27 protein-coding genes and 2 pseudogenes are annotated in these 26,821 nt (G+C 70.7%); 16 read left to right on the forward strand and 13 right to left on the reverse strand.

Features of this window, described 5'->3' with window-relative positions; genetic code table 11:
* Nucleotides 1-113: 113 nt before the first annotated feature.
* Together IEY73_RS27305 and IEY73_RS27310 are read right to left on the reverse strand one after the other, a co-directional pair.
* On the reverse strand, nt 114-1,100 hold the full coding sequence (locus IEY73_RS27305; RefSeq protein ID WP_189082198.1) for an S-4TM family putative pore-forming effector: 987 nt from the start codon (nt 1,098-1,100) through the stop codon (nt 114-116).
* A gap of 202 nt (nt 1,101-1,302) precedes the next feature.
* Entirely contained in the window at nt 1,303-2,127 is an 825-nt protein-coding gene (locus IEY73_RS27310; RefSeq protein WP_189082199.1) for an SAM-dependent methyltransferase, read from the reverse strand.
* A gap of 170 nt (nt 2,128-2,297) precedes the next feature.
* Here IEY73_RS27310 and IEY73_RS27315 point away from each other — a divergent pair, with 170 nt between their 5' ends.
* Entirely contained in the window at nt 2,298-3,335 is a 1,038-nt protein-coding gene (locus tag IEY73_RS27315; RefSeq protein WP_189082200.1) for a hypothetical protein, read from the forward strand.
* Between the two features lie 238 nt (nt 3,336-3,573).
* Entirely contained in the window at nt 3,574-4,005 is a 432-nt protein-coding gene (locus IEY73_RS27320) for an Hsp20/alpha crystallin family protein (protein WP_189082201.1), read from the forward strand.
* A gap of 111 nt (nt 4,006-4,116) precedes the next feature.
* On the opposite strand, the gene IEY73_RS27325 is transcribed toward IEY73_RS27320, so the two are convergent.
* A complete protein-coding gene (locus IEY73_RS27325) occupies nt 4,117-4,749 on the reverse strand; it encodes an ATP-binding protein (RefSeq protein WP_189082202.1) in 633 nt (210 codons plus the stop codon).
* 515 nt (nt 4,750-5,264) lie between these two features.
* On the opposite strand from IEY73_RS27325, the gene IEY73_RS27330 reads away from it, so the two are divergent.
* The gene (locus IEY73_RS27330; protein WP_189082203.1) at nt 5,265-6,728 is read left to right on the forward strand and encodes an HNH endonuclease signature motif containing protein; all 1,464 of its coding nucleotides are present in this window, start codon (nt 5,265-5,267) and stop codon (nt 6,726-6,728) included.
* A 68-nt stretch (nt 6,729-6,796) separates the two neighbouring features.
* Here the strand turns inward: IEY73_RS27330 and IEY73_RS27335 are convergent, their stop codons facing one another.
* Nucleotides 6,797-7,456: a Type 1 glutamine amidotransferase-like domain-containing protein gene (locus IEY73_RS27335; RefSeq protein WP_189082204.1), complete on the reverse strand. Its 660-nt coding sequence runs from the start codon at nt 7,454-7,456 to the stop codon at nt 6,797-6,799.
* A gap of 242 nt (nt 7,457-7,698) precedes the next feature.
* On the opposite strand from IEY73_RS27335, the pseudogene IEY73_RS27340 reads away from it, so the two are divergent.
* Nucleotides 7,699-7,913 (forward strand): annotated as a pseudogene (locus tag IEY73_RS27340) (ISL3 family transposase); the annotation flags it as partial.
* On the opposite strand, the gene IEY73_RS27345 reads toward IEY73_RS27340, so the two are convergent.
* The 3 genes from IEY73_RS27345 to IEY73_RS27355 form a co-directional block, all read right to left on the reverse strand.
* Nucleotides 7,908-8,375 (reverse strand): hypothetical protein, encoded by a 468-nt coding sequence (locus tag IEY73_RS27345; RefSeq protein WP_189082225.1) that lies wholly within the window; start codon nt 8,373-8,375, stop codon nt 7,908-7,910. The pseudogene IEY73_RS27340 and the gene IEY73_RS27345 sit on opposite strands and share 6 nt — an antisense overlap.
* Nucleotides 8,376-8,485: 110 nt before the next feature.
* Complete coding sequence (locus IEY73_RS27350; RefSeq protein WP_189082205.1) at nt 8,486-8,770, reverse strand: hypothetical protein; 285 nt, start codon at nt 8,768-8,770, stop codon at nt 8,486-8,488.
* A 135-nt stretch (nt 8,771-8,905) separates the two neighbouring features.
* Nucleotides 8,906-10,090 carry an aldo/keto reductase gene (locus IEY73_RS27355; RefSeq protein WP_189082206.1) on the reverse strand — a complete coding sequence of 395 codons (1,185 nt, stop codon included), beginning with the start codon at nt 10,088-10,090 and terminating at the stop codon, nt 8,906-8,908.
* Nucleotides 10,091-10,334: 244 nt separating this feature from the next.
* Between IEY73_RS27355 and IEY73_RS27360 the strand changes: the two genes are divergently transcribed.
* From IEY73_RS27360 to IEY73_RS27370, 3 genes are all read left to right on the forward strand, one after another.
* Nucleotides 10,335-10,757 carry a MerR family transcriptional regulator gene (locus tag IEY73_RS27360; RefSeq protein WP_229716198.1) on the forward strand — a complete coding sequence of 141 codons (423 nt, stop codon included), beginning with the start codon at nt 10,335-10,337 and terminating at the stop codon, nt 10,755-10,757.
* An 85-nt stretch (nt 10,758-10,842) separates the two neighbouring features.
* Nucleotides 10,843-11,448, forward strand: coding sequence for a DUF4190 domain-containing protein (locus tag IEY73_RS27365; RefSeq protein WP_189082208.1), 606 nt, complete (start codon nt 10,843-10,845; stop codon nt 11,446-11,448).
* A 237-nt stretch (nt 11,449-11,685) separates the two neighbouring features.
* Nucleotides 11,686-12,213, forward strand: coding sequence for a hypothetical protein (locus tag IEY73_RS27370; RefSeq protein WP_189082209.1), 528 nt, complete (start codon nt 11,686-11,688; stop codon nt 12,211-12,213).
* A 70-nt stretch (nt 12,214-12,283) separates the two neighbouring features.
* Here the strand turns inward: IEY73_RS27370 and IEY73_RS27375 are convergent, their stop codons facing one another.
* Nucleotides 12,284-13,078 (reverse strand): NucA/NucB deoxyribonuclease domain-containing protein, encoded by a 795-nt coding sequence (locus IEY73_RS27375; protein ID WP_189082210.1) that lies wholly within the window; start codon nt 13,076-13,078, stop codon nt 12,284-12,286.
* 1,021 nt (nt 13,079-14,099) lie between these two features.
* Entirely contained in the window at nt 14,100-14,687 is a 588-nt protein-coding gene (locus IEY73_RS27380) for a TetR/AcrR family transcriptional regulator (RefSeq protein ID WP_189082211.1), read from the reverse strand.
* An 84-nt stretch (nt 14,688-14,771) separates the two neighbouring features.
* Here IEY73_RS27380 and IEY73_RS33800 point away from each other — a divergent pair, with 84 nt between their 5' ends.
* The 3 genes from IEY73_RS33800 to arsM all read left to right on the forward strand — a co-directional run bounded on the left by IEY73_RS33800 (nt 14,772) and on the right by arsM (nt 16,548).
* Nucleotides 14,772-15,296: an NAD-dependent epimerase/dehydratase family protein gene (locus tag IEY73_RS33800; RefSeq protein ID WP_229716199.1), complete on the forward strand. Its 525-nt coding sequence runs from the start codon at nt 14,772-14,774 to the stop codon at nt 15,294-15,296.
* Nucleotides 15,293-15,697, forward strand: coding sequence for a Rossmann-fold NAD(P)-binding domain-containing protein (locus tag IEY73_RS33805; RefSeq protein WP_229716202.1), 405 nt, complete (start codon nt 15,293-15,295; stop codon nt 15,695-15,697). Before IEY73_RS33800 ends, IEY73_RS33805 begins: the two co-directional genes overlap by 4 nt.
* Nucleotides 15,698-15,771: 74 nt before the next feature.
* Entirely contained in the window at nt 15,772-16,548 is a 777-nt protein-coding gene (gene arsM, locus IEY73_RS27390; RefSeq protein ID WP_189082212.1) for an arsenite methyltransferase, read from the forward strand.
* 46 nt (nt 16,549-16,594) lie between these two features.
* Here arsM and IEY73_RS27395 read toward each other — a convergent pair whose 3' ends face one another.
* The gene (locus IEY73_RS27395) at nt 16,595-16,882 is read right to left on the reverse strand and encodes an ASCH domain-containing protein (RefSeq protein ID WP_189082213.1); all 288 of its coding nucleotides are present in this window, start codon (nt 16,880-16,882) and stop codon (nt 16,595-16,597) included.
* Nucleotides 16,883-16,965: 83 nt separating this feature from the next.
* Between IEY73_RS27395 and IEY73_RS27400 the strand changes: the two genes are divergently transcribed.
* The 5 genes and pseudogenes from IEY73_RS27400 (at nt 16,966) to IEY73_RS27420 (ending at nt 20,375) form a co-directional block, all read left to right on the forward strand.
* Complete coding sequence (locus tag IEY73_RS27400) at nt 16,966-17,514, forward strand: SigE family RNA polymerase sigma factor (protein WP_229716200.1); 549 nt, start codon at nt 16,966-16,968, stop codon at nt 17,512-17,514.
* Nucleotides 17,502-18,749, forward strand: coding sequence for a PQQ-dependent sugar dehydrogenase family protein (locus IEY73_RS27405; RefSeq protein ID WP_189082214.1), 1,248 nt, complete (start codon nt 17,502-17,504; stop codon nt 18,747-18,749). Before IEY73_RS27400 ends, IEY73_RS27405 begins: the two co-directional genes overlap by 13 nt.
* A 27-nt stretch (nt 18,750-18,776) precedes the next feature.
* Nucleotides 18,777-19,388, forward strand: coding sequence for a hypothetical protein (locus tag IEY73_RS27410; RefSeq protein WP_189082215.1), 612 nt, complete (start codon nt 18,777-18,779; stop codon nt 19,386-19,388).
* Between the two features lie 49 nt (nt 19,389-19,437).
* Nucleotides 19,438-19,737: pseudogene (locus IEY73_RS27415) on the forward strand (hypothetical protein); the annotation flags it as partial.
* A 350-nt stretch (nt 19,738-20,087) separates the two neighbouring features.
* Nucleotides 20,088-20,375 (forward strand): hypothetical protein, encoded by a 288-nt coding sequence (locus tag IEY73_RS27420; RefSeq protein ID WP_229716201.1) that lies wholly within the window; start codon nt 20,088-20,090, stop codon nt 20,373-20,375.
* On the opposite strand, the gene IEY73_RS27425 is transcribed toward IEY73_RS27420, so the two are convergent.
* Nucleotides 20,367-21,080, reverse strand: coding sequence for a DUF6082 family protein (locus IEY73_RS27425; RefSeq protein WP_189082216.1), 714 nt, complete (start codon nt 21,078-21,080; stop codon nt 20,367-20,369). The two genes, IEY73_RS27420 and IEY73_RS27425, sit on opposite strands and share 9 nt — an antisense overlap.
* A gap of 318 nt (nt 21,081-21,398) precedes the next feature.
* On the reverse strand, nt 21,399-22,577 hold the full coding sequence (locus IEY73_RS27430) for a cation diffusion facilitator family transporter (protein ID WP_189082217.1): 1,179 nt from the start codon (nt 22,575-22,577) through the stop codon (nt 21,399-21,401).
* Between the two features lie 389 nt (nt 22,578-22,966).
* Between IEY73_RS27430 and IEY73_RS27435 the strand changes: the two genes are divergently transcribed.
* Nucleotides 22,967-24,337, forward strand: coding sequence for an acyltransferase family protein (locus IEY73_RS27435; protein WP_189082218.1), 1,371 nt, complete (start codon nt 22,967-22,969; stop codon nt 24,335-24,337).
* Between the two features lie 4 nt (nt 24,338-24,341).
* On the opposite strand, the gene IEY73_RS27440 is transcribed toward IEY73_RS27435, so the two are convergent.
* Nucleotides 24,342-26,495 carry a glutaminase family protein gene (locus tag IEY73_RS27440; RefSeq protein ID WP_189082219.1) on the reverse strand — a complete coding sequence of 718 codons (2,154 nt, stop codon included), beginning with the start codon at nt 26,493-26,495 and terminating at the stop codon, nt 24,342-24,344.
* Nucleotides 26,496-26,821: the final 326 nt, after the last annotated feature.

Here is a 26,821-nt window from a genome sequence, read left to right on the forward strand (position 1 = left end):
TCGACGGCTCGCGGAGTCCGCGGCTCCTCGACGGCTGACGGAGCCCGGCGGGAGAGTGGCGGCTGACCGGGGCCGGGCGGCATGGGGAACCTATCCGTACTGTAACCGTCTCATCACGCTGATGGCGACGCCCGGGGCGGTTCCCCGGGCGGCGGCGTCGCCGTCCGCGGTGCCTCCGGCGCGCCGTCGGCACCGGTGACCAGCCTGGACAGTTCGGTCATCTCGCGGCGGAAGTCGACCCGGTCGGTGGGGCGGAACCGCAGGAAGAACCAATCGGGCACACGCACCTGTGCCCGGCGGGTGGTGAAGAGAAGATCCTGCACCCGCCGCGCCAGCATCAGCAGCGCCTCGGTCTGGCCGGGTCGTCGCGGGTCTCGCAGATTCGCCTCGACGCGCTCGCGGACCAGGGTCAGGGCCCGGGAACGCACCGTCGCCGTGTCGCGCTGCCGGCGGTGCAACTCCAGACCCAACTGCAAGGCCCCCAGCGCGGGGAGATACCAGACCAGCAGCAGCCGACTCAACGACATCGACAGCAGCACCCCGACCAGCACGCCCAGCAACGCCCAGCCGATCACCGCGGCCAGGACACCGTCCGCGAAACGCCGGTGGACGCGGCTGCCCCAGCCCAGGTTCTGCATCTGGCATGCCAGCACGTCCAGCGGGCGCGACAGGTCGGGCAGGTCGCCGATCTCGTAGTAGTCGACGATCAGATCTTCCGGCCCGCGGTACGCCCGCGCGAGCGCGCTGATCTCGGCGGCCGACGGTGGATTGCCGACCGCCACCGTGTTCCACTCGATCTCGAACAGGCTCACGTCGAACAGCTCCTGCACCACGGCGGCGTGCGCGGTGCTGCGCTGGACCCACGGGGACAGCCCGGCACCCTGCAGCAACGCCCACACGGCGCCCGCGGCGGCGACCGGAGCGGTGAGGACCGGCCACGTGGCGGCCAGAAGCGACGTCAGCGCCACCACGAAAGCGATCCACCGCCGGAGGCGTTCCAGGCGCAACGCCCGCGCGTGGGCGGTCGACATCGCTCTGACCAGCGTCAGGATCTGCGGGGAGTTCTGGCGGTCGGCAATCGCCGGTCGGCGTGACGGCATGGCGCATCCCCCTCGGTGAGTTCACCGGGGCACCAAGCCTCGTTGAATTCGTGATACCCAGCTTGTTAGCAGAGGGTGATCTAATTCTGGCTGATCGTCATCGAGGTGGCGAGTCCGCAACGGTGCGGCACCGAGTCGTCGGCGAACAGGGAAGCGGGCCGGCCGGGCTCGCGACACACGGCCTACCCGTACGGGGAAAGGCTCACGCCGAGCGCGGGCCGACCCGGGCCAGAATCCCGTTGCAGGCCACGTCCTCGATCGACGGTCGGGGCTGCGGTGCCTCGTCCGGCCACCAACGCGACACCGACTGCGCGCCCGGCTCCACCACCTGCAGACGCGGATGCTCGAAGAGCGCGGTCAGCTCGGCGCCGGATCGTACGGCGGACTGGTGTTCGGCCCGCGCACGCACCGCCGCGAACTGCTCCGGGCTCATGTATTCCAGGGTCACGTGGGTGGCGGCCACGAAACTGCCCTCGGGCAGCGCGCTCACCAGCGTGTCCACGATCTGTTTCGGATCGTCGTCGTCGCGGATGAAGTGCAGCACCGCGATCAGCAGCAAACCGACCGGCTCGGAGAAATCCAGCACCTGCCTGAGTTGCGGATCGTCCAGGATCTTCCGCGGTTCGCGCAGATCGGCCTGGAGGTACGCGGTGTCGCCGAGCGGGTCGCCGGTGAGCAACGCCCGCGCGTGCGCGAGCACGAGCGGGTCGTTGTCGACGTAGACGATCCGCGCGGTCGGGTCGACGTCCTGGGCGATCTGATGCGTGTTCGGCGAGGTGGGGATGCCGGTCCCGATGTCGAGGAACTGGCGGATGCCCCGTTCGGCGAGGAACCTGACCACGCGGTGCAGGAACCACCGGTTCTCCTGCGCGACGAGCCTTATCGTGGGCATCCGCTCGGCGATCAGCCGCGCCGACTCCCGGTCGGCCTCGAAGTTGTCCTTGCCGCCGAGGAGGTAGTCGTAGCGGCGGGCGGGATGAGCCACGGACGTGTCGACGGGATCCGCATCGTCCTGCTGGCTGGGCATCGATCCTCCACTGTGCTCGGCTGCGGATCGTGACCATGGTAATCGACCACGATGACTGGCGCCCGGGTGGAAGACTGGCGGCTGTCTCACGGGCACGCTGAGCGGGCACGCCCGATGAAACGTGACATGGGGGAATCATGAGATTCGTACGCGCAAGTGGATCCGCGGCCGTGACGTTCGTCCTGATCGCTGCGCTGGCCTCTCCGGCGCTGGCCTCGCCTGCGCTGGCTACTCCGGTGCTGGCCTCGCCTGCGCTGGCCACGTCGGCGCAGGCCGCGGAGAGGCAATATCTGGCGGTCGACCTCGGCGCGCTCGGCGACGGCGTGACCACCGCCGCGGCACTCAACGAGACCGGTTCGGTCGTCGGGACCAGCGCCGGACATGCCTTCCTGTGGCGCGACGGATCGATGCGCGATCTCGGCACACTGCCCGGTGGCCACAGCTCGGCCGCGCGGGACATCAACGAACTCGACCAGATCGCTGGTTCCAGCACGGACGCGGCCGGCCGGACGCACGCCGTGCTCTGGCGCCAGGGCACGATCGTCGACCTCGGCCTGGGCGTCGCGTACGGGGTGAACGACCTCGGCGAGGTCGTCCTGGAACGCCCGGTCGGCGCCGGGAAGCACCGCTTCGTGTGGCGCCGGGGCGCGCTGACCGATCGCGGCGTGACGCCGTCGCTGTCCAAGTACTGGGAGACCACAATCGGCATCAACAACCGGGGCGAGATCATCGGCAACTTCGTCGCGCCTCCGGGTGACCCGTGCCAATGCGCCAGCGCGGGCGGCATCCAGAGCCGCAGCGGCGAGGTGACCCTCTTCGGCGGCCTGAAGACGCCATCCTCGTACGAGCCGGTCAGCCCGCCGTTCGGCTTCAACAACCACGGCGACGTCGTGGGCGAGTCGGACAGTAACGGGCGGAATGAGTCCCGGCCGTACCGCTGGCACGACGGCACCCTGACCGAACTGCCCATCCTGGGCGGCTACGAGGGCATCGCGATGGGCGTCAATGACGACGGGGTCGCGGTCGGCATGGCCCAGAACGACCAACTGCACCCGCCCTTCACCGAGCCGGTCACGTGGGTCGGCACGGAGATCAATTCCCTGTACGACCAGGGAGTCGACGCCGACGTGCAGATCGTCGACCTCAACAACCGTGGCGAGATCATCGCCAACAGCATCCTCACCGGAGCCGCGTACCTCTACCGCTGACGCGCGCCCCACGGCGGCGCGGGCGACCCTCGGGCCGGGCTCGTGGCGTACCGCACAAGATTTTTCGTCATGGTGTTGGCACTCGGCCTGGGGGAGTGCTAATAATTTAGTTGTCGCTGCTGGCACCGCGGTGATGAACCACCTCGGACCATCGAGCGACCACTCGGCCGAACTGATTGTTAGCCGAGCGCCACGGAGTTCGCCGGGAGGGCCGGCGAACCGTCTCGAGGAGGTGTTCGTGGTGCTGACTTTCGATCCTTTCCGCGACTTCGACCGGCTCGCCGGGCAGATGCTCGGCTCGTCCGTCGGGGGCCCCGCCACCATGGCGATGCCGTTGGACCTCTACCGTTCCGGTGACCACTTCGTGCTGCACTGTGACCTGGCCGGGATCGACCCCGGTTCGGTCACCGTGGGCGTGGAGAACCGCGTGCTGACCATCCGGGCGGAGCGCTCTCCGCGTACGGATGACGACGTGCAGTGGATCCGGCGGGAGCGGGCGACGGGCACGTTCGAACGGCGGCTGACCCTGGGCGACGGCCTGGATCTGGAAAACATCCACGCCACCTGGCAGGACGGGGTGCTGACCCTGACCATCCCGATGGCGGACGTGGCGAAGCCGCGCACCATTCCGATCACGACGGTGACCACCCGTCACGAAGTCGAAGCCTGACCCATCCCGATCAGCCGAGCGCCCGGCGCATGCCGCCGGGCGCTCGCGGCACCCGCCGGGCCTGTCGAGTGTGGCGCCGGGCCTGTCGGGTGTGGCGCCGGGCTTTGCCGGCTATTCGCTGTGCTTTCCTCTCCCATCGCCGGGCGGGAGATGCTCCCGCCCGGCCACCTCTCTCCCCGCCGGGTGCCCGGTTTGCTCGGCTCTCCGCGCCGGGTGCCCGGTTTGCTCGGCTCTCCGCGCCGGGTGCCCGGTTCGCTCGGCTCTCCGCGCCGGGTGCCCGGTTTGCTCGGCGGGTTGTCCGGGTCGCTCCGCGAGCTGCTCGACGGCATCGGCCAGCTCGGTGACGGGGGTCCGGCCGTCCAGCTCGACGGAAGCACCGCGGCGCAGCAACGGTTCCACCTCGCGCACGTAGCGTTCGATCTCGGCCATCTGCGCGGCCGTCTTGCCGTACGGGTTGGTGGTCCGCCGCGCGATCCGCTCGCGCATCACGCGGAGCGGCGCACTGAGCAGAATCACCTGGTCGAAACGCGTGTAGAAGCGACCCTGATTGTCCACCGTCCCGGACACCACGAGGACATCGTGCCCGGCGAGCAGGGCGGTCATGCGGGGCTCGTCCCACGTACCGTCCGGCAAGGTCCAACCGTCATCGTCGGTGTCGACGACCGGCCACCCACGCCGCGAGAGCTCCCGGAGCAGAGTGGATTTGCCGACGCCGGACATGCCGGTGATCAGCACACGCGCCACTTCCTCACCTTACGCGTACGGGTAACGGGCTCGCAGGCCGGTGAATCGCCGACGGCGTTCGGCTGAGCCTGCGCGTGCTGGTTTGACGTGCGGCGGCCGTGGCGTGGTGGTTCTGGCATGCCGGCCGGTCGCGTGCGGGCCGGTCGCGTGCTGGCTGTTCGCGTGCGGGCCGGTCGCGTGCTGGCTGTTCGCGTGCTGGCTGTTCGCGTGCGGGCCGGTCGCGTGCTGGCTGTTCGCGTGCGGGCCGGTCGCGTGCTGGAGTGCGTCTTGATCGCGGTGGTGCGTTGGTTGTGCGTGCCGGGTTCGTGTGCCGTTCGCGTGCGGGCCGTTCGTGTGTCGGTTGTTCGTGTGCTGGACGGTCGTGTGCTGGCTGTTCGCGCTCGCTCGCGTGCCGGGGCTGTGCGTTGGATGTTGTCTGTCGCCGCATGTCGGCTGTCGCGAGTTGTCGCGTGCCGGACAGTGACCGGCGTCGTCGCGGGGCGGATTCTGTCGTACGCGTGTTCTAATCTTGGCTCGTGCGTGAGGAGTGGGCAGACATCGGGGCCGCCGCGGCGGCGTGTGCGGGCGCGTCGGTGTGGGCGTTGTCGGACGGTGAGGTGATCGAGGCGTTGCGTGCCGTGCATGCGGCGCGGCAGGTGTTGTGCGCCGCGGAGTTGCATCTGGTGCAGCAGATGGAGTCGCGCAACGTGGCTTCCACGCAGGCGGCCACGTCGACGGCGAACTGGCTGCGCTGGCACCTGCGGGTCGGCGCGGGCGCCGCGCGGCGGCTCGTGGATGAGGCGCGCATGCTGGACACCCGGCCGGCTCTTGATGAGGCGCTCATGTCGGCGCGGATGAACGACGAGCAGGTCGCCGTGGTCGGCCGGTGTGTGGAGGACTTGCGGCGTCACGCCGACGTCCCGGCTGCGCTGGTGGACGAGGCGGAGGCGGTGCTGATCGGGTGGGCGCCCGACCTGGACCCGGCACAGTTGCGCCGGGCGGCGGCCCGGGTGCTTGAGCACGTGGCGCCGGAACTGGCCGAGCAGGTGGAGCTGGACGCATTGCGGCGCGCGGATCGGCGCGCCGAGCGGGACCGTTATGTGACGCTGAGCCCGTTGGGGGACGGGCGGGTGCGGTTGCACGGATTGTTGAGCACGCCCGCGGCGGCGACGTTGTCGGCTGCGCTGGACCCGTTGTGCGCGCCGCGCACCGCGCGAGGTCCCGACACGCCACACGCGCCCACCACCGCCGCCGCCCCCGGTGTTCCGCGTGCTGTTGGTGCTCCGCGTGCTGTTGGTGTTCCGCGTGCCGTTGGCGATTCCGCCGTGTCGCGCGCTGCGCCGGATCTGGACGCGACGAGCCGTGCCGACGCTACGCGCGGCGGGCCGGGTTCTGTGGCGACGAGCCGCGCCGGCGCGCACCCTGCCGATCGGCGTACCCCCGGCCAGCGCCGCGCGGACGCCCTGATCGAGGTGTGCGAGCTGGCGCTGCGTACCGCCGAGCTTCCGGCCAACGGGGGTGACCGGCCGCAGATGGCCGTCACGGTTCCGTTCGACGTGCTGAACCAGAAGCTGGGCATCGGCACTCTCGACTCCGGTGAGCGGGTGCATCCGGAGACCGTGCGCCGGTTGGCATGCGATGCGCGCCTGCTGCCCGTGGTGCTGGGCGGCGAGGCACAGGTGTTGGAGGCGGGCCGGGCACGCCGGTTGGCGACGGGGGCGTTGCGACGGGCGTTGGTGGTGCGCGATCGCGGCTGCACGTTCCCCGGATGTGACCGGCCACCGCGATGGTGCGAGGGGCATCACCTGGTGCATTGGGCGGACGGCGGGCCGACGAACCTGACCAACATGGCGTTGCTGTGCGGCTACCACCATCGACTGGTGCATCGCGAAGGATGGCAGGTGCGGCTCGGCCCGGACGCACGCCCGGAGTTCACGCCACCGCCGCACCTGGACGACCAGCACCAGCCGAGACGCAACCACTATCCACTGCGGACGTAGCGCGCCACTGCGTACTTAGTACTGCGACGAGGCTCTTCCCAGTTGAGGGTGTAGGTCAGCAGGACTGGTCAGTCGAACAGCTTCCAGTTGCCCTCGGAGACGACTGCGACCTCGCCGTCGATGACGGTGATGGCGGTCTGGTCGTCGATGGCGTAGCCCGGCACGTCGAGTGCGGCGGCCCAGCGCTCCGCGTCGGCTAGGCCGAACTCCGGCATGTTCGGGTTGTCGAGGTGCGGAAAGATACCGAAGTCGACCAGCCTCAATGCCTCGACGCTGCCCGTCGGCGACTGCCAGTCACTCAGGTCCTGGCCCAGATGAGGCCCCGCCACGAGGCTCCCGGCGCTCACTGCGACCCACACCGTCTCCCGCAGCGAAGGCAGGACGTCAGCCAAGCCGGACCGCTGCAGCCAGTGCGCCAAGTACAGCGGATCGCCACCGCCCACCAAAAGAGCATCGGTTTCCCGGACGACGGGCATCCACTGCGCCGCGTCGATGCTGGGCAGTGCTGTGAGCTCGAGCAGGCCGAGAGACTTCCAACCGATCTCGCACAGCGGGGACATGGCGCGGCCGGAGACTATGCGCCACGCGGCAGCGGGACCCCCAGCGGGGTAAGCCGCCGTTGGGATCACCAGGGCGCTGGCCTCGGCGATAGGTTTGCCCAGCATCTCGACGAGCGCGTTGGCGATGCTCGGGTTCTTGATGCCAGCGGAGGTGAGAAGAAGCTTCATGTCTCTCCTGCGGTCTCGTCCTCCCGAATCCGAGCACCGTAACCGATCGAATCGAAGGGCGCGCCTCGGTCCTGGTCGTGCACCGCATCGCACCTCTTCTGCGGCGGTTGAAGGGTGGCCACTCTTCTGTGGCCGTTGAAGGGTGGCCACGCGATTTCCGGGCTGGGCGTCGGTCCTGGGGTGGGAGTTGAGGCCTCCCGAAGATGGACGTTTCTCATGCTCACCATCTGGAAGACCTCGACGTGTCCGACGCTACCCCGCCGGCCGGCTTCGGCCGGCCCGACCTGACCGCCCTCGCTCGGCTTGATGGCCTCGCCTGGCCGTCATCGGACAGCGACTCGAACCCGACCGGGCGGTCCTCGTCTGCCGGGTCGTAGAGGCCGACGGGTGGTGTGGGCGGTGCGGTGCCGAGGGTCTTGCTCGCGACACCGTGGTCCGTCGCCGCAGCGGCTCACCAGAGCCGGACGGAGCTGGCCGCATCGTTCAGGATGCCCGACAGGTTCGGCTGGTAGCCTCTGGGCCCGTCGTAGCGGCCGCCGTAGTTCGTGTTCTCGTGCACCTGGACCAGGCAGTTGGAGTACCCCTCGTAGGAGCTGGTCAGGTCGTTGAACCACAACGGAATGTTCACCTGGTAATCGATGGTTTGGCTCGTCACGCAGGGGTTTCCGATCTCGATGGCCAGGGACCTCCCGGCCCGGTAGCGGTCTTCGAACAGGATGCCGCCGATGACCTGCTGTGCGCTGCCGCGCGTGGCGGCCAGTGCACTCGCAAGTGACGTGTAGCAGGTCGTCTTGCCGCTCTGTACGTTGAGCACACAGTCGTCCATCTGCGCCGCCGACGCCGCGGTGGCAAACGGCCCCGCGGTGATTGCCACGGCCGCGGCAAGGCCCGTGCCGATGATCTTGCCGAGCTTCGTCATCACGTTCTCCGATCTGCCGGGTATCTATCGATGTCGACAGCAACACGGATGCCTACACCATCGCTACACAACGCCATGTGGGAGCCGTCGGCGACGGTGCCGGCAGGGGCTTACTCGCCCCGGATGAGCAGGTTGAACGCGGTGCGGCCGACGCCGTCGCCGCCGAGGAACCTCCATGCCGCGAGTGACGGCGACGTCGTAGGTGGCGAGCGCGCCGGCGTCGAGGCTGTCGTCGACCTCGCCGGACGCCTGCGCCCGGCAGACGCAGGGGGCGCACTGTCTTCGGGTCGCCGGTACGCGTGCAGGGCCGCCGCAGCGATCTCCGGGTCGCGGACGGCCAGCTCGACGGCGGCCTTGGTGAACAGGGAGTAGCCACTTACAACCGCCGGGGCCACCCAGACCTGCTAGCGCGCTGGCCGGTCGAGCAGGATGCGCGCTGCTTGCGCGGCCTCGGCTGCTTGCGCGGTCTCGGCTGTTTGCGCGGTCTCGGCTGTTTGCGCGGTCTCGGCTGCTTGCGCGGTGTCGGCTGCTTACACGGTCTCGGCTGCTTGCGCGGCCGCGCGCTCGTGCGTGGGGCGGCGTCGCAGCGCTGTCTCGGTGAGGGCCGCCGGGGTGTACGCGCTGTCCGCGCGGAACGTGTCGGTGCCTGGTGCGACGATGTCGTCGATGCGGTCGAGAATGGCGTCGTCCAATGTGAGGTCGGCGCCGGCCAGGGCGCTGTCGAGTTGTTCCAGGGTGCGCGGTCCGACGATGACGGAGGTGACGGCCGGATGAGCGATCGGGAAGGCGAGGGCGAGTTCCGGCAGCGTGCAACCGATCTCCTCGGCGAGCGTGGCGAAGCCTTCGACGGCGTCATACTTCGCGGCGTTGCGCGGCAGGCGCGGGTCGAAGCGCTCCGGCGCGAGTTTGGCGCGACCGGTGGTGAAGTCGACGGCGGCGCCGCGGCGGTACCGTCCGCTGAGGAACCCCCACGCGAGCGGGCTCCAGGTGAGTACGCCCATGCCGTACCGCGCACAGGTTGGCAGGACCGCGGCCTCGACGCCGCGCGCGAGCAGCGAATACGGCGGCTGCTCGGACCGGAACCGGCGCAGCGACCGTTGCTGGGCGACGTGCTGGGCGTCGACGATCTCGTGCGCGGGAAAGCTGGACGTGCCGATCGCGCGGATCTTTCCCTGGGCGACGAGGTCGGTGAGGGTGGACAGGGTCTCCTCGATGTCGGTGTGCGGGTCGGGGCGGTGGATCTGGTAGAGGTCGATCCAGTCGGTACGCAACCGGCGCAGGCTGTCGTCGACAGCGCGCGTGATCCAGCGACGCGAGTTGCCGCTGAGGTTGATGCGGTGGCCGGGGCCGCGGTTGCCGGGGCTGCCGACGCCGGGCCCGCTGTTGCCGGGGCTGCGGTGGCCGGGCCCGCTGTTGCCGGGCCCCGCGGGGGACGCTGCGCTCACCGGGAAGTGGCCCTTGGTGGCGAGCACGATGTCGTCGCGGCGGCCTTGCAGCGCACGGCCGAGGATCTCTTCGGACTCGCCGGCGCTGTACATGTCGGCGGTGTCGATGAAGTTGACGCCGGCGTCCATGGCCCGGTCGATCATGCGGCGGCACTCGGCGTGGTCGGGATTGCCGACGGAGCCGAACATCATGGTGCCGAGACAGTACGTGCTGACCTGCATGCCGGTGCCACCGATGTGGCCCGTGCCGCCAAGGTATCGGTAACGCATGCGGGCGCCCTCCCTTTCGCGCCGGACTTCGTGCCCAGCGGCGCGTCGACGGTAGGACCTAGAGTCCGGTCTAGGTCAATGGCGAAAGCACGGCGCGGTAGGCAGGCACGGCGCGGTAGACAGGCACAGCGCGGTGGGGCGAGCGCGAGCGGGCGCGACGGGGACTGGCGCGACGGGGACGGGCGCGGGCAGAACGGGGCGCGACGGGGACGGGCGCGAGGAGAACGGGGGCAGGGAAATGGGCGTGCGGTACGGGATTGGGGAGGTCGCGGCGCGTACGGGGGTGAGTGTGCACGCGATCCGGTTCTACGAACGGGAAGGCATCATCGGGCCGGCGGAGCGGCTTCCCGGGGGCAACCGGACGTACTCGGCCGAGGACATCGACTGGCTGGATCACTGTGTGGTGCTGCGGGGTTCCGGGTTGTCGGTGAAGGAGTTGTGCCGCTACCGGGAACTGGTGCGGCGAGGCGACGGCACGGAGAGTGAGCGGATCGCGCTGTTGGCGGAACACGCGAGGCGCATCGAACATCGACAGCGACTGTTGGATCAGGCGTTGCAACTCGTACGGCACAAGATCGCGGTGTACGAGGATGTGCTTGAAGGGACGGCGAATATCCGGTGTATCCCAGGTGGCGACGGAGCCGGTGCGGGCGACCGGCGTAGATAACGATCATGAAACGGGGCAGCGAAGAGACCGGCTCCTAGTTTACCGTCCGTGATCCAACGTCAGAAATCTTGATTGGACACAGATAATGTCGCTCGACCAGCAGAGCTCCTCGCCCGCCGAGCAGCACGGAAACGACCCGGCGCAGGCCCAGTCCCCGGCGCAGGCCCAGTCCCCGGCGCAGCCGCAGGCCCAATCCCCGGCGCAGCCGCAGGCCCAGTCGCGGGGCACGAGCGGACTGGCGATTGCCGGGCTGATCCTGGCGTTCATGGCCGCGCCGATCGGTTTCATCATGAGCCTGATCGCCTTCTTCAAGACCGGCAAGGGTCGCGCCGGGGGCCGTGGCTTGGCGATCGCCGGCCTGATCGTCTCCGTGCTGATCATGGGTGGTGCGATCGCGCTGGGCGTGGTCCTGGCCAAGTCGACGGTGGCGGACCAGGGCTGCACCGACGGCAAGGCGGCGATCCTGAACAGCACCGACGACCCGGCGGAGCTGCAGACGACCATCGACGGCCTGAACGCGGCGGCGGACAAGGCGAACAGCGACGAGGTGAGCGCGGCGATGCGGGCGCTGGCCGACGACTACAGCCAGTTGAAGACCGCGACCGAGACGGGCGAGATCCCCGAGGGCATCGAGGAGAAGGTGGCGAACGACGCGGCCAAGATCGACTCGCTGTGCACCATCGGCGGCTGAGTCGCGCCACGGGCGGCTGAGTCGCGCCACGGGCGAATCAGATGCATAGGCGGCTGAGTCGCGAACGCTGATACGCCGGCCGGGCACCCACCCGGTCGGCGTACTGCTGTGCGGGGCGGTGCGCGACGGGGCGGTGCGCGGCGGGGCGCTGCGGTGTGCGGCGGGCGCGGTGGGGCGGGGTGCGGCGGTGCGGGGCGGTGCGGGGGGCGGTGTGCGCGGCCCGCTACCGTGATGCGGATGACGCGGCTGTTGTTCGACGGCGTGGTGCGTACGGACTATGGGCAGTTCGATCTGGTCTGGGGCGAGGGCGCCGGGTTCGACGGTGACTTCGACCGGTTCTTCGCGAACCAGGTGAACGGTCTGGTCGGCGCCGCCGCCCCCGGTGGTCTTTATCTGCATTTCGCCCGCCGGTCCGGCGGGTCGCGGCTGACGATCCGCCGGACCGACGCGGCGCCGCCGCTGCCGGCACCGCGCTACGAGGACATTGTGGAAGTCTCGGTGGTGATTCCGGCCGGTGCGCGTGTGGGATGGACGTCGTGGGCGGGGGAGACCTCGGGTCAGTTGGACGGTCTCCCGGGCGGCTCCTATCGCGTACGTGTGAGCGCGCACGGACGGGATGCGGGACATGCGGGCGAATTCGCGGACGGGATCGTCGACGAGTATCTGGTGGAGATGTGGCCGGCTCCGGTCGGCGAGGACGCGATTGTGCGTACGGGAAGCAGCGACGCCGAGTATTGGCACCGCGACGTCGGTGGCCGCCGGTGAACGGCGCCGCGCCCGGGTCACGGCGCCGCAGGCGAGCCGTGGCGCCGCACCCGGGCATGGGGCGCGTGGCTCAGGGCACCACGAGCACCCGGAACGGGTCGCCTTCGAGGACGCGGTTGTTGTGGTAGAACACGGACATCTTCCCGCCCTGCGACCAGTTGTCGTTTTCGTCGACCATGCACACGCTGACCCCGGTGGGTCCCGTCGCGGACGGGATGAACGGGAACAGGCAGCCGGCGAAGGAACGCCGCGTGCCTCCGGCGGTCAGCCCCTGCTGGCTGCTCGCCAGGGGATACTCGTCGCAGCTTTCCCCCTCGAGGCTCACGGCGTCGTGGCAGGCGAGTTCACGATTCCGCTGGCGTATCGTGTCGCTCGCCCGGGTGAGCGGCCGGTCGAACGTCGCACCCGGCAGGCCGGACCCCTGAGCCTGCTCCACGTGTGCGGCGACGGTGCGCTGCTGCACGTGGCTGTACGTGACTGCGGCGGCGTACCAGGGGATCACGCAGCCGGCGCTTCGCGGGTTGCCGCCGGTCGCGTTGTCGCATCGGATCCCGGTGGACCGGATGGTCATCGAGGCGGGGTTGTAGCCGGGTGCGGTGACGGTGATGGTCCACCCGGACCGGCAGTAGCCGATCGCGCCCACGGCGGTGGCGGTCCCGGTGAGACCGAGCTCTCCCTGGCGTAGCGCGCCCAGGGGCATGCTGCCACCGTCGAAGACGTTCTGGCGCACCGAGCATTCTCCGGAGGGCTCGCCGACGGCGTTCAGGTTGGCGCCGATCGCATCGCCGTAACTCATGATGGCGCCGGCGTGCAGATAGTGCGTCCACTCATTGTCCAAGGCGTGCACGGGCGTGTGGCTGGTCATGAGCAGCTTCATCTGGCCGGTCTCGGTGATGACGCCGTCAATCGTCCGCCACGTCGTGTAGACGGCGACGAAACGTTGACATGCCTCGGTCCGGCTACCGGCCAGGATGACGCTGAAATCGGTCTCGACGCACCACCACGGAGGAGCGGGAATCTCCCCGATGCGGGCGGAAGCGGAGCCGGCGCGGGCGGAAGCGGAGCCGGTTTGGGCTGCGGGGCCGGTTTGGGCTGCGGGGCCGGTTCGGGCGGATGCGGGCGGGCGAGTGGTCGACGTTGCGGGGGTGATTTCGAGGCACGTCCGCTTTCCGTTCACGGTGGCGGAACATGCGGCTCCGGTTGCGGCGAGGCCGGTGGACGGGCCGCCGGGCGCGCGCCGTCGGGCGGACGCCGGCTCGCTTGTCACGTCGGCCCATCGGTGGCCGGTGGCGGCGGGCCGGCCGTCGTCGGTCCCGCCGGCGATCCCGGCGGCAGGGGAGACTGCGGCGGTAGGAGAGAGCGCGGCGGCGGGGGAGACTGCGGCGGCGGGGGAGACCGCGGCGGCGGGGGAGGCCGACAGGGCGGTGGCGAGGGCCGCGGCGACGGTGCCGGCAAGGGCGCCGGCGATGATCCGTTTCCGTGCTCCGGTCGTGGATTCCCCGCCTTTGTCGCGGGAGATTCGGGCATGTGCGGTCGGGTGTGAATTCACAGTAACCCCCGAAGTCGGGTACCCATGGAAAAGGAACCGTCCGGTGTGTCGCGGAATGATCGACACATTTCCTTGGATCGGCTGCCGTGAAGGTAAGTTGCGCCGACTTCGGGGGTCAACCGGCGGGTGTGTGCCAATCAATGCGGGGCACCGACCGGCGTACGGGAAGAGTGGTTTCCGATCACGTCGAAAGCGCGCTGAGCTCGCCTTATTGCCGGTATTCGGAGTGCGGCGGGCGCTGGCGAGTGCGGTGCGCAGGGTGCGGAATTGCTCGATGCAGAAGTCGCATTGTTCGGGATACCGAAATCGCCGTACGGGATACCGAATCGCGGCGTGGCTACCCGGCCGTGCCGGCGCCCAGCTCGGTCGCGCGAGTGCGTAACTCGTCCAGTACTTCCGCGGCGATGTCGGCGAACGGGCGTCGATTGTCCACGGTGGACCATCGGCTCGCTGCGGTGCTGAACGCCAGGATGCCCATCTGCGCCGCCAGGCGTGCCGTGGTGTCGTCCACGCCGCGTTCGCGCAGCGCCTCGGTCACGATCGCGGCCAGCCGTGCGCGTTTGAGTAGCTGGCGCTCGTGCAGTTCGGGGTGGGCGGCGATCACCGCGTACCGCAGGGGTGCCAGGTCGTGCCGGTCCATCGGGAACGTCGCCTCGCATGCGCGCAACGCGGCGCCCAGGCAGGCGAGCGGGGAGGCGTCCGGCGGGGCCTGCCGGATGGCCGCCCCGAACTGCTCGGCGAGCCGGTCGTCGCCGCCGAAGAGGACCTCGCGCTTGTCCGCGTAGTGCCGGAAGAACGTGCTCTTGGTGAGGCCCGCCCGCGCCGCGATCTCGGTGACCGCGGTGGCGTCGTATCCGCGCTCGCCGAACAGCTCCAACGCTGCCCGTTCGAGTCGTTCGCCCGCGTTCGGTTGCCATCGCGCCACGGCAGGAGTCTACGCGATGGCACTAAGTCCCATCGCGGCGTAGGGTGATGGGACCAAGTCCCGAGTCTTGTGGATGGAGATTTCATGCGAGTCCTTGTCACCGGTGCCTCCGGGCACCTCGGATCGGCGGTCGTCCCGGACCTGCTCCGGGCCGGGCACGAGGTGGTCGGCCTGGCCCGGTCGGATGCGGCAGCGGCGATGATCGACGGGTACGGCGCTCGGGTACGCCGCGGCGACCTGGCCGATCTGGACGGCCTGGCGGCGGCGGCGAGCGACGTGGACGGCGTCGTGCACCTGGCGTTCCGGCACGACCTGATGCGCTCGGGCGAGCTGGCCGCCGCGGTAGCCGCCGACCTCGCCGCGGTCCGCACCCTCGGCGAGGCGCTGGCCGGTACGGGCGGGGCGCTGGCCGGTTCGGGCGGGGCGCTGGCCGGTTCGGGCGGGGCGCTGGCCGGTTCGGGCGGGGCGCTGGCCAGTGCGAGCGGGGCGCCGGCGGGTACGGGTGAGCCGCCATCGGATTCGCGCGGGCCGGCGTCCGGGCGAGCGTGGTCCGGGTGCCGCCGATCACCCACAGTGGATTGGACCGGCACGGATTCGCCCGTACGTTGATCGCGCTCGCGAAGGCGAAGGGCTTCTCGGGATATCCGGGTGACGGCGGCAACCGCTGGCCCGCCGGGCACACCCGGGACGTGGCGCGCGTCTTTCGCCTGGCGGTGGAGAGGGCCCCGGCGGGCAGCAGGCTGCACGCGGCCGGTGAGCCGGGCATCCCGGTGCGCGACATCGCTCGGAGCATCGGCGACCACCTGGGCATCCCGACCCGGAGCGTGGCGCCGGACGACGTGGTGGACCACTTCGGCTTCCTGGCGGCGCTGATCGGCCTGGACAACCCGGTGTCCACCGCGCGGACGCGCAAGCTGCTGGGATGGGAGCCGACGCACCCGGGGCTGCTGGCGGACTTCGCGACGGGCGACTACTTCGACGACGGCGCGGCTGATTCGATGCGCATCTAGTTTGACGATGCTCAAATCAGGGTGCACACTGGTGGCCGATTTGATGGATGTCGAAACTGCGAGGAGCGTGCGCCATGTCCGAGCCCCTGACCACCCTGGGTACCCAGTCCTGCTGCGGCAGCACCGGCGACACCGTGCGCGGTGACGCGTCCGCCGCCGACATCCGCGAGCAGGTCCGCGCCCGGTACGCCGACGCGGCCACCCGTGCCGCCGAAGGTGAGCAGTGCGGCGGCAGCGAGCTGTACGCCGACGCCGAGCGCGGTGAGCTTCCCGAGGCGGCGCTGCGGGCGAGCCTGGGCTGCGGCAACCCGTTGCGGGTCGCCGACCTGAACCCCGGAGAGACGGTCCTGGACCTGGGCTCGGGCGGCGGCATCGACGTGCTGCTGTCGGCCCGCCGGGTGGGCCCGGCCGGACGCGCGTACGGGCTGGACATGACCGACGAGATGCTGGACATGGCCCGGCGGAACGCGGCCGACGCCGGCGCGGACAACGTGGAGTTCCGCAAGGGTCACATCGAGGACATTCCGCTGCCGGACGCGTCCGTCGACGTGGTGATCTCCAACTGCGTGATCAACCTGTCGGCGGACAAGCCGGCGGTCTTCGCCGAGATGCACCGGGTGCTGCGCCCCGGCGGGCGCATCGGCATCTCCGACGTGGTGGCCGAGGACCATCTCACCCCGGAACAGCGCGGCGTGGTGGGCGACTGGTCCTCGTGCGTCGCGGGCGCGCTGTCCCGCGCCGAGTACGTCGACGGCCTGAGCGCGGCGGGATTCACCGGCGTCAGCGTGGAGTTCACCGGCGCGTACGCGGAAAGCATGCACGCCGCGATCATCCGCGCGCAGCGGCCGTGAGCGGTGGCCGCCCGCCGCGGGCAGGGCGGGACCTGCGGCGGGCGGCCTACTCGACGACGTGGAACTCGATGCGGTAGAGCAGCGTGTCGTCGTGGACCGGGCCCGCGTGCGCGGCGCGGCGGCGTAGCGCCTCCCGGTCGGCCTCGCCGCAGCGGCGCAGGTCCGCGTCGTCGATCGAGGCGAACGGCATCAGCTCGATGGCGTCCACCTCGATCTCGCCCGGCCCCACGCGGTAGCGACCGCCCGTCTTGACCTGGCACCGGCTCCACAGCCGGAAGGTGACCGTGATGTCACCCGCGAGCACCATCGGTCGCAGTTCCCGGCTGAACACCACCAGCGGATGGTATCCGGGGAAACTTCCGCGGTGGGGCAACCCGTTCGCGAGGCGATGCGCACCTAACACGGGAAGGAGCGCAGATGCCGATGAACGACGCCGAGGGACGGCAGTTCGCCGCGTACTTCGCGGCGGCGCACGGCCGGGTCCGCCGCGTGGCGTACGTGATCTGTGGTGACTGGCATTGGGCCGAGGATCTCACCCAGACCGCGTTCATCCGGCTGGCCGCCGGGTGGCACCGGGTCGAGGACCACGCCGCGCTGGACGCGTACGTGCGTACGTGCCTGATCCGGGCGTACCTGGCGGAGACCCGCCGGGTGTGGCGCCGCCGCGAGCAATCCTGGGCCGAGCTGCCGGAGACCGGGGCGGACGACGCCAGCGAGGCCGTCACCCGCCGGCTGGTCTTCGAACGTGCCCTCCGGCGGCTGCCGCCGCGCCAACGGGTGACCCTGGTGTGCCGCTATTACCAGGGGCTCGACGTGGCGCAGACGGCCGCCGCGCTGCGCTGTTCCGAGGGCACGGTGAAGAGCCAGACCGCGAAGGGGCTGGCGTCGCTGCGCGCGGTGCTCGGCACCGTGGATCTGTCGGACCCGGACGTACCGGCCGGAGGGGTGTACTCATGGGCGATCTGAAGCAGCTTTTCGACGACGTCGCGGCGCAGCCGGCGCCACCGTCCCGGCTGACCTCCGCGGACATCTTCGCCGCCGGGCGTCGGCGCCACCGCCGGTGGCAGACCGTGCGGGTCGGTGGCGGCGCGGCGCTCGGCGTGCTGGCGCTGGCCGGGGCGACCCTGCTGATGCGCCCGCAGGCGCCGGACCCGCGGCAACCGCCCGCGACGCCGGCCGGTGCGGCGTCCACCGCGGCGGCGGTCGCGACCGGCGCGGTCCGGTTCTCCGTCGCGGCGGACCCCGACCATCTCTACATGGGCCGGTCCACCTGCGCCGACGTGTCGTGCAAGACACGGGTGTGGCTGTACGGCTCGGTGGACGGCGGACACGAATGGACCCCGCGCGGCGGCCCGGCCTCGCTGGCCGCGATCACCGCCGTCGGCCCGGAGACGCTGATCGGGGTGCGCGACGACACGGCCGGGCAGACCCTGCTGACCAGCCGGGACGGCGGCCGGGACTGGACGCCGGTGCGCGATGTCACGGCGCCGGCCGGGCACGTCGGCGCCGGGCGGGCGCTGGTCTGCGCACCGGCCGACAGCGCACCGGCGGACGGGGCACCGGCCGACGGGGGATGCGTGCCGCGTGTGGTGGACCCGGCGGCGGGCACCGCCGCGCCGCTGGCCGACGAGCCGTCGCTCACCGTCGCCGCGTCCGGTGCCGGACTGGCCGCCGTCACCACCGCGCCCGGACACCCGGACATGCTGTGGCTCACCGGTGTGACCGCGGACTCCGGCGCGCCCGCGGTGGCGCGCAGCACGGACGCCGGGGCGAGCTGGGACACGTACGCGTTCCCGAAGACCGGCTGCCACACCGGCTGCCGCGCGCCGCAGGTGGTGGCCGGTGCGGACGGCGTCGCGTACGCGACGGTCGGCGACCGGGTCTATCGCAGCACCGGAAGCGACACGGGAAGCGGCACCGGAAGCGGCGCGCGGAGCTGGGCCCTCGTCGGGTCGGTCGGTCGCGAACCGGCCTGGTCCTTCGTGCTCGGCGACGGGCGGCAGGTGCTCGCGGTGAACGGGCCGGACGGCTGGACGTTCGTGAGCCGGTCCGGCGGCACCTTTCGCGACGCGCGGATCACCGGACTGCCCGACCGGGTGGCGCCGGTGCGCCGCACCGCCGACGGCTGGTTCTACACCGTCGACGACGAGGCCGGGCGGTGGTACGGCTCCGCCGACGGCCTGACCTGGGCCGCCCTCTAACGACATCGACAATGGGATAGGAGAGACATGTTTGCTGTCCGACGTGGACATCTGCTGGCCGGTGCGGTGGTGCTGGCCGCCGCCGTGCCGCTGAGCGCCTGCGGAGACGATCAGACCGATCCGCTCGTGGCGACCGCGGCCGCCGCGGCACCGGCCCCCGGCGCGACCACCGCATCGGCCGGGAACGCCGTCGCGGCGTACGTGGACGACATGCGCGGCTGGGTCGGGTGCATGCGCTCGCATGGGGTGAACCTGCCCGCCCCCGGCCCGAAGGGCGACGTCGACATGGGTGACATGCGCGCTCGCAAGAGTGACCAGACGTTCCTGGACGCCTCGCAGGCGTGCCGCGACAAGCAACCGGCCAAGCCGCCGGAACTGTTGCCGACCAGACCGCCGCTGACCGCGGAACAGATCAAGAACGCCCGCGCGTACGCGGCGTGCATGCGCGCGAACGGCGTACCGGGCTTCCGCGATCCGGGCCCGGACGGCTACCCGGTGGACGCGTCCGCCCCGGGCGGGCGGCCGGACACCGCCTCCGACGACCCGCACGCGGATGCGAAGGCCGGCCAGATCTGCGAACCCGTCCTGAACGGACGGCCGCCCACCTCGTACGACCCGTCACTGACCGGGCAAGGCTGACCGGGTAAGGCTGACCGGGAACGCCGGACCAGCGTTGCCCAACGGAGGGGGCCGCGCTGGTCGGCCGAGCACCATCTCCACCCGGGTCGCGTCGGGCCGGGTGGAGGCGGTGCGGGACGTGCTGGCGCGTACCGCCAACCCGGAGGAACCGAGGGAGGTGCGGGTGTCCCGGCCGTCGGACGCGCTGGCGGCGCAGCGGGCGACCACGAGCACCCTGGGCGGCCTGATCCTCGGGCTGGCCGCGAAGCGGCGGCAGATCCGCGGGCAGGTGGGCGGCCTGGCGGGCCTCTACCCGGCGGTCCGTGCGAGCCGGCTTCCCCCAACCGAAGCCTTGGCCACGCCGACCTGACTAAACGGGCGCAGTCATTCCCTTGGGGGTACATCCGGCGCTTCACGCGTTCGGTGAGACATTTCTGGCAATTTGGTATAGCGCGCGACTGCATGCTGAGCGCACAGACCAGGATGGAGCGTCCGCAGACAGCGGCCGATCTCAAGGGAGGGCCAGTGCTTAGGCCGAAGGGCTTTGAACGGTGGACCGGAGTTCCCACCCTCAGTGGAGTAGGTTCATCGTCCATCTTCCACCCGACTCGGGTGCCCCTTCTCACGCCGTGGGCTGGCTGAATCTTTACCGTTCTGCCCGGCATCACTTCCTGGCAGGATCATGCCCGCTGAAAGCCATGTCAATATGTTAGGGGTCCCGTGTCTTTAAGATCAACTTCCGAGAGTCCTTCGCCGTCTTTCGGCGCGCTTGCCCCGTCGCCGATTTTCCGCCGGTGGGGGACCACTCCCGCCGAGCGGGGCAGCGCCACGAACTGTACGTGCCCCGACGTCTTCGAACTGCAGGACGGGAATTTCGCGATCATCGGCACGGATCGCACCGAGGAACTGCGCGACGGGTTGCCTGCGGATGCCGGTGTGGCGTCGTACGAGCGCATCGTCGTCATCCCGCGGGACACGTTCCTGGCCGCCGCCAAGGAACTAGCGTAGGTCGGGATCGGAGGGGGAGTGGGCTGCGGTGGGGTCCTGGACATCCTGCTTCGCCCACTCCCGCCCGGTGCTGGACCGGTCGGCGGGTCGCGAGCAGGCCAGCACCGACTCGTACTCGCGCCAGATCTGGTCGGCAGTCGCCGCCAATCCCAACTCTCTGCTGTCATTGACGTAGATGCTCTGCCGACTGTTTGCGGTCTCCCGCCAGAATGCACGCACCGTCGGGCTGGCAAAGAGAAATCGCAGGTTGCTGATCATTTCCTCGCGGGTGGCCAACCCCGTCGTGTGCTGCAGCCAAGCGTGTTGCAGGAGCAGGTTGGCGTAAAGATACTGCGCACGCACCGCCGGTGCCGCCTCGGCGTGGCGGGGCCACACCTCGGCCAGGTCTGGGTTCTCAATCGCCATGCGAGTCAGGTCGACGTGCAGGTGACGCACGTCCACGTCCGCGCTGCGCTGCAACGCCGCCTCCGCGCGCTGGACCACCGTTCGAAGCGCGATGATTTCGGTGCGCTGGCTGCGAAGCTCGCGGGCCTGCAGCGCCCATGTGATGACGAGCGCCAACACGGCGAAGGCCGACGCTACGGCATTGACGGCGCCGAAAGCCTCGCCGATGTCACTCCACTGAGCCCACGGCAGGCTGTCACCACGCTGGCCCAGCATCGACACCAGGCCGATGCCGATGAGAACGACCGTGCCGGTCAGCAACGGAACGGCGCAGGCAGCCCAGAGCCATCTCGTCGCTGAGGGCGGTGGCCTGCCGCCGGCATCACCATTCATCGTCTGAGCCCTTCTCGGTGGCGTTCTCGCGTCCTCCGTTGCCATGCGGCACCGAACCCGTGGCGGCGAGTGGGCGGCGACAAGTAGCGGAGAGGGAAATGCTCGGACCTATAAGGCGATTGTGCTTGATCGGAATGGCTTTTACTAACACGATGCAGATGAGTGAAAAATAATAGACATGACTATGCGTGATGGCATTCTGCCAGATAGCGGGTTGCCATTACGAAACCGGCGATATGGCACCGGTCAGCCGCGGCGGAGCAACTCCCGCCGGTGGTGGGACAGGTCGCGGTGGTGCTCGCCGCCCGCATGGGATGCCGGATCGGTGTGCAGGGTTGCCGTCGCCAGCCTCGGCACCGCGTGGGTGAGCTGGTGTTCCGCGTCCGCCGCCACCTCGTGCGCCTGCACCACGGTCAAGTCGTCGTCCACCACCAGGTCCGCCTCGGCGTGCAGCCGGTGGCCGATCCAGCGCATCCGCACCGCGGCCACGTCGCGGACGCCCGGAATGCCGCGCAGCGTCTCCTCCGCGCGGTCCACCAGGTGCGGGTCGACGGCGTCCATCAACCGTCGGTAGATCTCCCGTGCGGCGTCCTTCAGTACGACGGTGATGGCCAGTGCGATGGCCAAGCCCACGGCGGGGTCGGCCCAGCCCCAGCCCAGTGCGGTGCCGCCGGCTCCGAGCAGCACGGCCAGGGAGGTGAGTCCGTCCGTACGCGCGTGCAGGCCGTCGGCGACCAGGGCGGCCGAGCCGATGCGCCGCCCGACCAGGATGCGGTACCGGGCGACCAGCTCGTTGCCGGCGAACCCGACGACGGCCGCGGCGGCGACCCAGGCCAGGTGCTCGACCGGGGCCGGGTGCAGCAGGCGGCGTACCGCCTCGTATCCGGCGACGATCGCGGACGCGGCGATGACCAGCACGATGACGATGCCGGCGAGGTCTTCGGCGCGGCCGTACCCGTACGTGTAGCGGCGGTTGGCGACCCGCCTGCCGATGATGAACGCGATGCCCAGCGGCACGGCGGTGAGCGCGTCGGCGAAGTTGTGCAGGGTGTCGCCGAGCAGCGCGACCGAGCCGGACCAGACGGCGATGACGGCCTGCAGGGCGCCGGTGAACGCGAGCACGGCGAGCGAGATCCACAGTGCGCGCATGCCGAGCGCGGAGGATTCCAGCGCCGAGTCGACCTTGTCGGTGCTGTCGTGCGAGTGCGGCGTGAGCAGGTGCGCAAGCCTGTGCCGTACGGCGGAAGGCCGTCGCGAACCCGCCGGCGCGTGCCCGTGCCCATGGTCGTGTCCGTGCCCATGGTCGTGCTCGTCTCCATGGTCGTGCCCATGGTCGTGGTCGTGGTCGTGGTCGTGCCCATGGTCAAGGTCGTGCCGGTCGCGGTGATCGTGCCGGTGGTCGTGCTCGTGGTCTGGTCCGCGCACGCTTGGCCCCCTCGTCGCGGTTCATGCCGTCGGTGGCGCACCGGAGTGCCCCCGGCCCCTGCGGCTGCACCGGAGTGCCGCCGGCCCCGGTGCTGCACCGGAGTGCCGCCGCCGGGCGCTGCGCCCCACGATAGGCGACGATGTCGCCCGCTGACCGCCAAGCGGAGGCGTTGACCAGCGATGATGTGCGCCAGGGGTCACCCGTTCGACGGAGGCGAGCCGGATCGGCGCCGGGCGCCGGGGCCAGCCCCTCGGAGGCACCGGGCCAGCCCCTCGGAGACGCCGGGCCTGGCCCTCGGTGGCGCCGGGGCTGGCCCTCGGTGGCGGGGAGCAGCGCCGTTCGCCACAGTGAGTTCACTTCGGCTTCGCGGATCAGTAATGTCCGCCGGATGACGACCGACGTTCGAGGCGATGCGGCACCGACCGGGGGCGATGCGGCACCGACCGGGGGCGATGCGGCACCGGCGGGGGGCGGCGCGGCACCGGCGGAAGGCGGCGCGGCACCGGCAGGGGAGCGTGTCGCCGACACCCCCGCGGCTCGGCCGGCCCGGCGTCTGCAATGGCTCGACGCGCTGCGGGGCATCGCGGTGCTCGCCGTGGTCTACGAGCACTTCGGCAGCTACCTGATGCCGGACCTGAAGCTCGCCACCACCCGCTGGGCCCATGCGGGCACCTTCGGTGTGACGCTGTTCTTCCTGGTCAGTGGATACATTGTGCCGGCGTCGATCGAGCGGCGGGGGAGCGTACGGGACTTCTGGATCGGTCGGGTGTTCCGGCTGTACCCGGCGTTCCTGCTGACCATCGCGATCGCCGTGCTGATCGGCGTGCACGGACCGGGCTGGGTGCCGGACACCTTCACCGACCAGCCGACCACCTCGACCCTGGCCCACCTGACCATGCTGCACGAGGTGCTGGGCGCCGAGAACCTGCAACACCAGTTCTGGACGCTCACCTACGAGATGCTGTTCTACCTGCTGGTGACGGTGGTCTTCGTGATCGGGGTGCACCGCTTCAGCGCGGAGATCGCGATGCTGCTCGCCGCCGCAGCCGCCGCCCTGGGCGGGCTGCTGCCGGCCCGGATGCTGGCCACCGACGGGGTGGCGCTGCGCAACCTGACGGTGCTGACGGCGCTGGTGATGTTCCTCGGCGTGGTCGCGGTCAGCACCCGGTGGCGGGCGGTGGTGCTCGCTGGCGCGGTGCTGATCACCGGGCTGGTGGCGATGTTCCTCGGCCTGAACCAGCGGTCCGGCGCCTGGGAGGGCTTCATCATCCTGGCGGTCATGTTCACCGGTACGGCCCTGTACCGGTACCACGCCGGGCAGATATCGCCGTACCGGGCGGTGGCCGCGGTGGCCGTGGTGGTGGCGTCCGCGGTGACCGCGGTCTACCTGCACGGGCACATGTGGCACATGGTGGGCGCGGACCAGTTCCCGGTGGAACGGTCCTGGCTGGGCGGGCTGCTGCTGGCGCTGGCCTGCTTCGGGGCGGGCATGCTGGTGCGGCACCGCTCGATACCGGGCTGGCTGGCGTGGCTGGGCGCGGTCAGCTACTCGGTGTACCTGCTGCACTTCGTGCTGATCTATCTGACCAAGGGCTGGCTGGTGCCGCACCAGGACTCGGCGGCCCCGGTGCGGATCGGCCTGGCGCTGGCATATCTGGCGGTGCTGCTGGCGGCGTCGTACGTGTCGTACCGGTTCGTCGAAGTGCCGTTCCAGCAGATGGGCCGGCGCGTGACGAAACGCCTGGCCCGGCGCGCCTGAGGGGTCAGAGCGTGAGCAGGGCGAAGAAGCCGCCCACCACGGGACGGGCCTGGAAGCCCTGCTGGCGGTTCGCCACCACGTCGTACCAGTCGGTCATCGGCACCCGCTGGCCCGAGGTGTCCGCGAAGCGGTAGAGGCCGTCGATCAGCAGATCCCGTACGGCGGTGTGGTCCTTCAGCCACGCCGCCGTCCACATCTCCCAGTCTGCCTTCGTGTACGTGTGCCGGATGTCCAGGGGAATGCCGTCGGTGGCGACGTGCCGCAGATACCAGTCCGCCTCCAGCCGGGCCACCGAGGCGGGCACCAGCCGCAGGCCGAGGACCGCGTCGGCGTACCCGTTGTACTTCAGGCTCCACGTGCCGTCCCGGTCGTACGCGAGCTTGAGGTGTTCCCCGGACGGGTCGAGGGCCATGCGTTGCCACCGCGCGATGTATTCGCGTGCGGTGTCGCGGTAACGCCGGGAGTCGGCCGCGTCGCCGGCCGCGGCGGCGATCAGGCTCATCGCGCCGATGCCGACGATGCCCTTGAGCGCGAGGTTCACGCTGTGCGCGATGAACCCGGTGAAGTCGTCGGTCTGGTTCTGGAACTCGGGATCCAGCGCGTTGTCGACCAGGTAGTCGGCCCACTGCCGGAAGATCCGGTCATGCGCGGTCGCGTACGCCCGGCGCTCGGCGGCCGGCACCCGGGCGAGGTAGGCGGCAGCCATGATGAGCATGTTGGCCGATTCCTCGACCGGCATGTCCTCCTCGCCCTCGCCGGACAGGTGCCCGTCCGCGTTCGGGTAGTGCGCGCCCAGGTCGTGCGGCGCGAACGTCTTCGGGAAGCCGCGGTTTTCCGCGTAGTCCAGCACCGGCGCCAGGATCAGTTTCAGGTACGCCGGGTCGGCGTACAGCCAGACGGGCATCGACGGGTAGGTGACGTCGACGGTCTGCATGTTGCCGTTGCTGGAGATCTCCTTGAGGAACGCCCACGGTGTGCCGTCGCGGCTGACCAGGTCGGTGGCCGCGTACGCCTGGCGGAAGGCGAGCGCGCACAGCGCGGCGTACCGCGGGCCACCGGCCCGGGTGGCGTCCCGTTCGATGGTCCGGTCGAGTGTGGCGCAGCGGGCCGCCGCGGCCGGGTAATCGCGGTGGAACTCGGCGATCATGCCGGGCCCGTCCGGCCAGTAGGTGCGCCACAGCGGGGGCAGGCGGGTGCCGAGGTAACTGACCGTGGGCTCGCGCAGGTGACCGATGCTGACCACGAACGGCTCGCCGGCGTGGCGGGTCACGGTGCCCAGGGACTGGTTGAACGCGAAGACCGGATAGCGGTCGTTGATCGGGCGCGGCTTGTCCGCGTCGACGGTGCCGGCGAGGGTGTGCTCGGTGGCGATCCGGCGGCGCACGTCGCCGTCCGCGCCGATCTGCCAGGTCAGGCCGGGCCGGGCGACGCTGGACAGCACGACGGTGCCCCACTCGGCGGTGTCGCCGCGCTCGGCGAGCACGTCCGGGCTGGACTGCCGGCAGGACAGGCTGACCACGCCGTCGGAGGTCTGCTGGTCCCAGGTGATGGACCGGCCGGCGTCGCCCGACGCCCACTCGCCGGAGATGTCGAGGTAGGCCGACACGTCGTGCGGTCTGCCGTCGACGCTGCGCGCGCTGATCGCCACGTAGCTCAGCGGCTGGGACTGCCGTCGCAGGTCGCCGGGCGTGATCGGGGACAGGAACGTCACGCTCAATTCGATGCCGGCCTGGCGCAGGACGAACTCCGACTTCGTGGCCGTGACGGTCAGCGCCACCTGGCGCATCGTCGGGAACGGGTAGTCCAGGGGCGACGAGGGCGAACCCATGAACAGGTAGGGCACCCCGTCCACGGTGGCCAGCCCGGTCATGGCGGTCACCCGCCCGGTCCAGAACGTGGGCCACGTGCCGGGCAGGTTGTCCGCCGGGAGCCAGGTGTTCAGGTACGGCGAACGCACGGCGAGCGGGACGGCGGGCGGCCGGATCGGGGCGCCCCCGCGGGCGGGCACCGCGTCGGCGGGGTCGGGCACCGTGTCGGCGGGGTCGGGCGCCGCGTCGGCGGGGCGGCCACCGGGCAGCACCGGGCTGAGCGCGAGGCCCGCGCCCGCGGTGGTGCCGAGCTGCAGCAGGCGACGCCTGGTGGGGTGCGCAGATGTCATGCCGAAACCTCCCGGAAACTATCCGCCGTGATCGATGAATCTAGTCCAGAGCTGTCCGCTCAGGTAGATCTCGCGTCGGACTTTGTTCGGCCATGTTCGGCGAGCCGAGCACTAGAAACATTGTTTACCAACCGCTAGCCTGGCCGGGCATAGGTCATCATCTATGCACATCCCCCTCCGGAGCCCCCACCCGAAGGAGTTGATCGATGTGTTGACATCGTTGTCACGGCGCCCGGCGGCCACCCGCCGGATCGCGGTCCTGGCCAGCGCCGCGCTGGCCGCCGCCGCGGCAGCCGCCGGCCCGGCCCAGGCCGCCACCGGCGCCA

The sequence above is a fragment of the Mangrovihabitans endophyticus genome (genome assembly GCF_014646155.1).
GTDB classification, from domain to species: Bacteria; Actinomycetota; Actinomycetes; order Mycobacteriales; family Micromonosporaceae; genus Actinoplanes; species Actinoplanes endophyticus.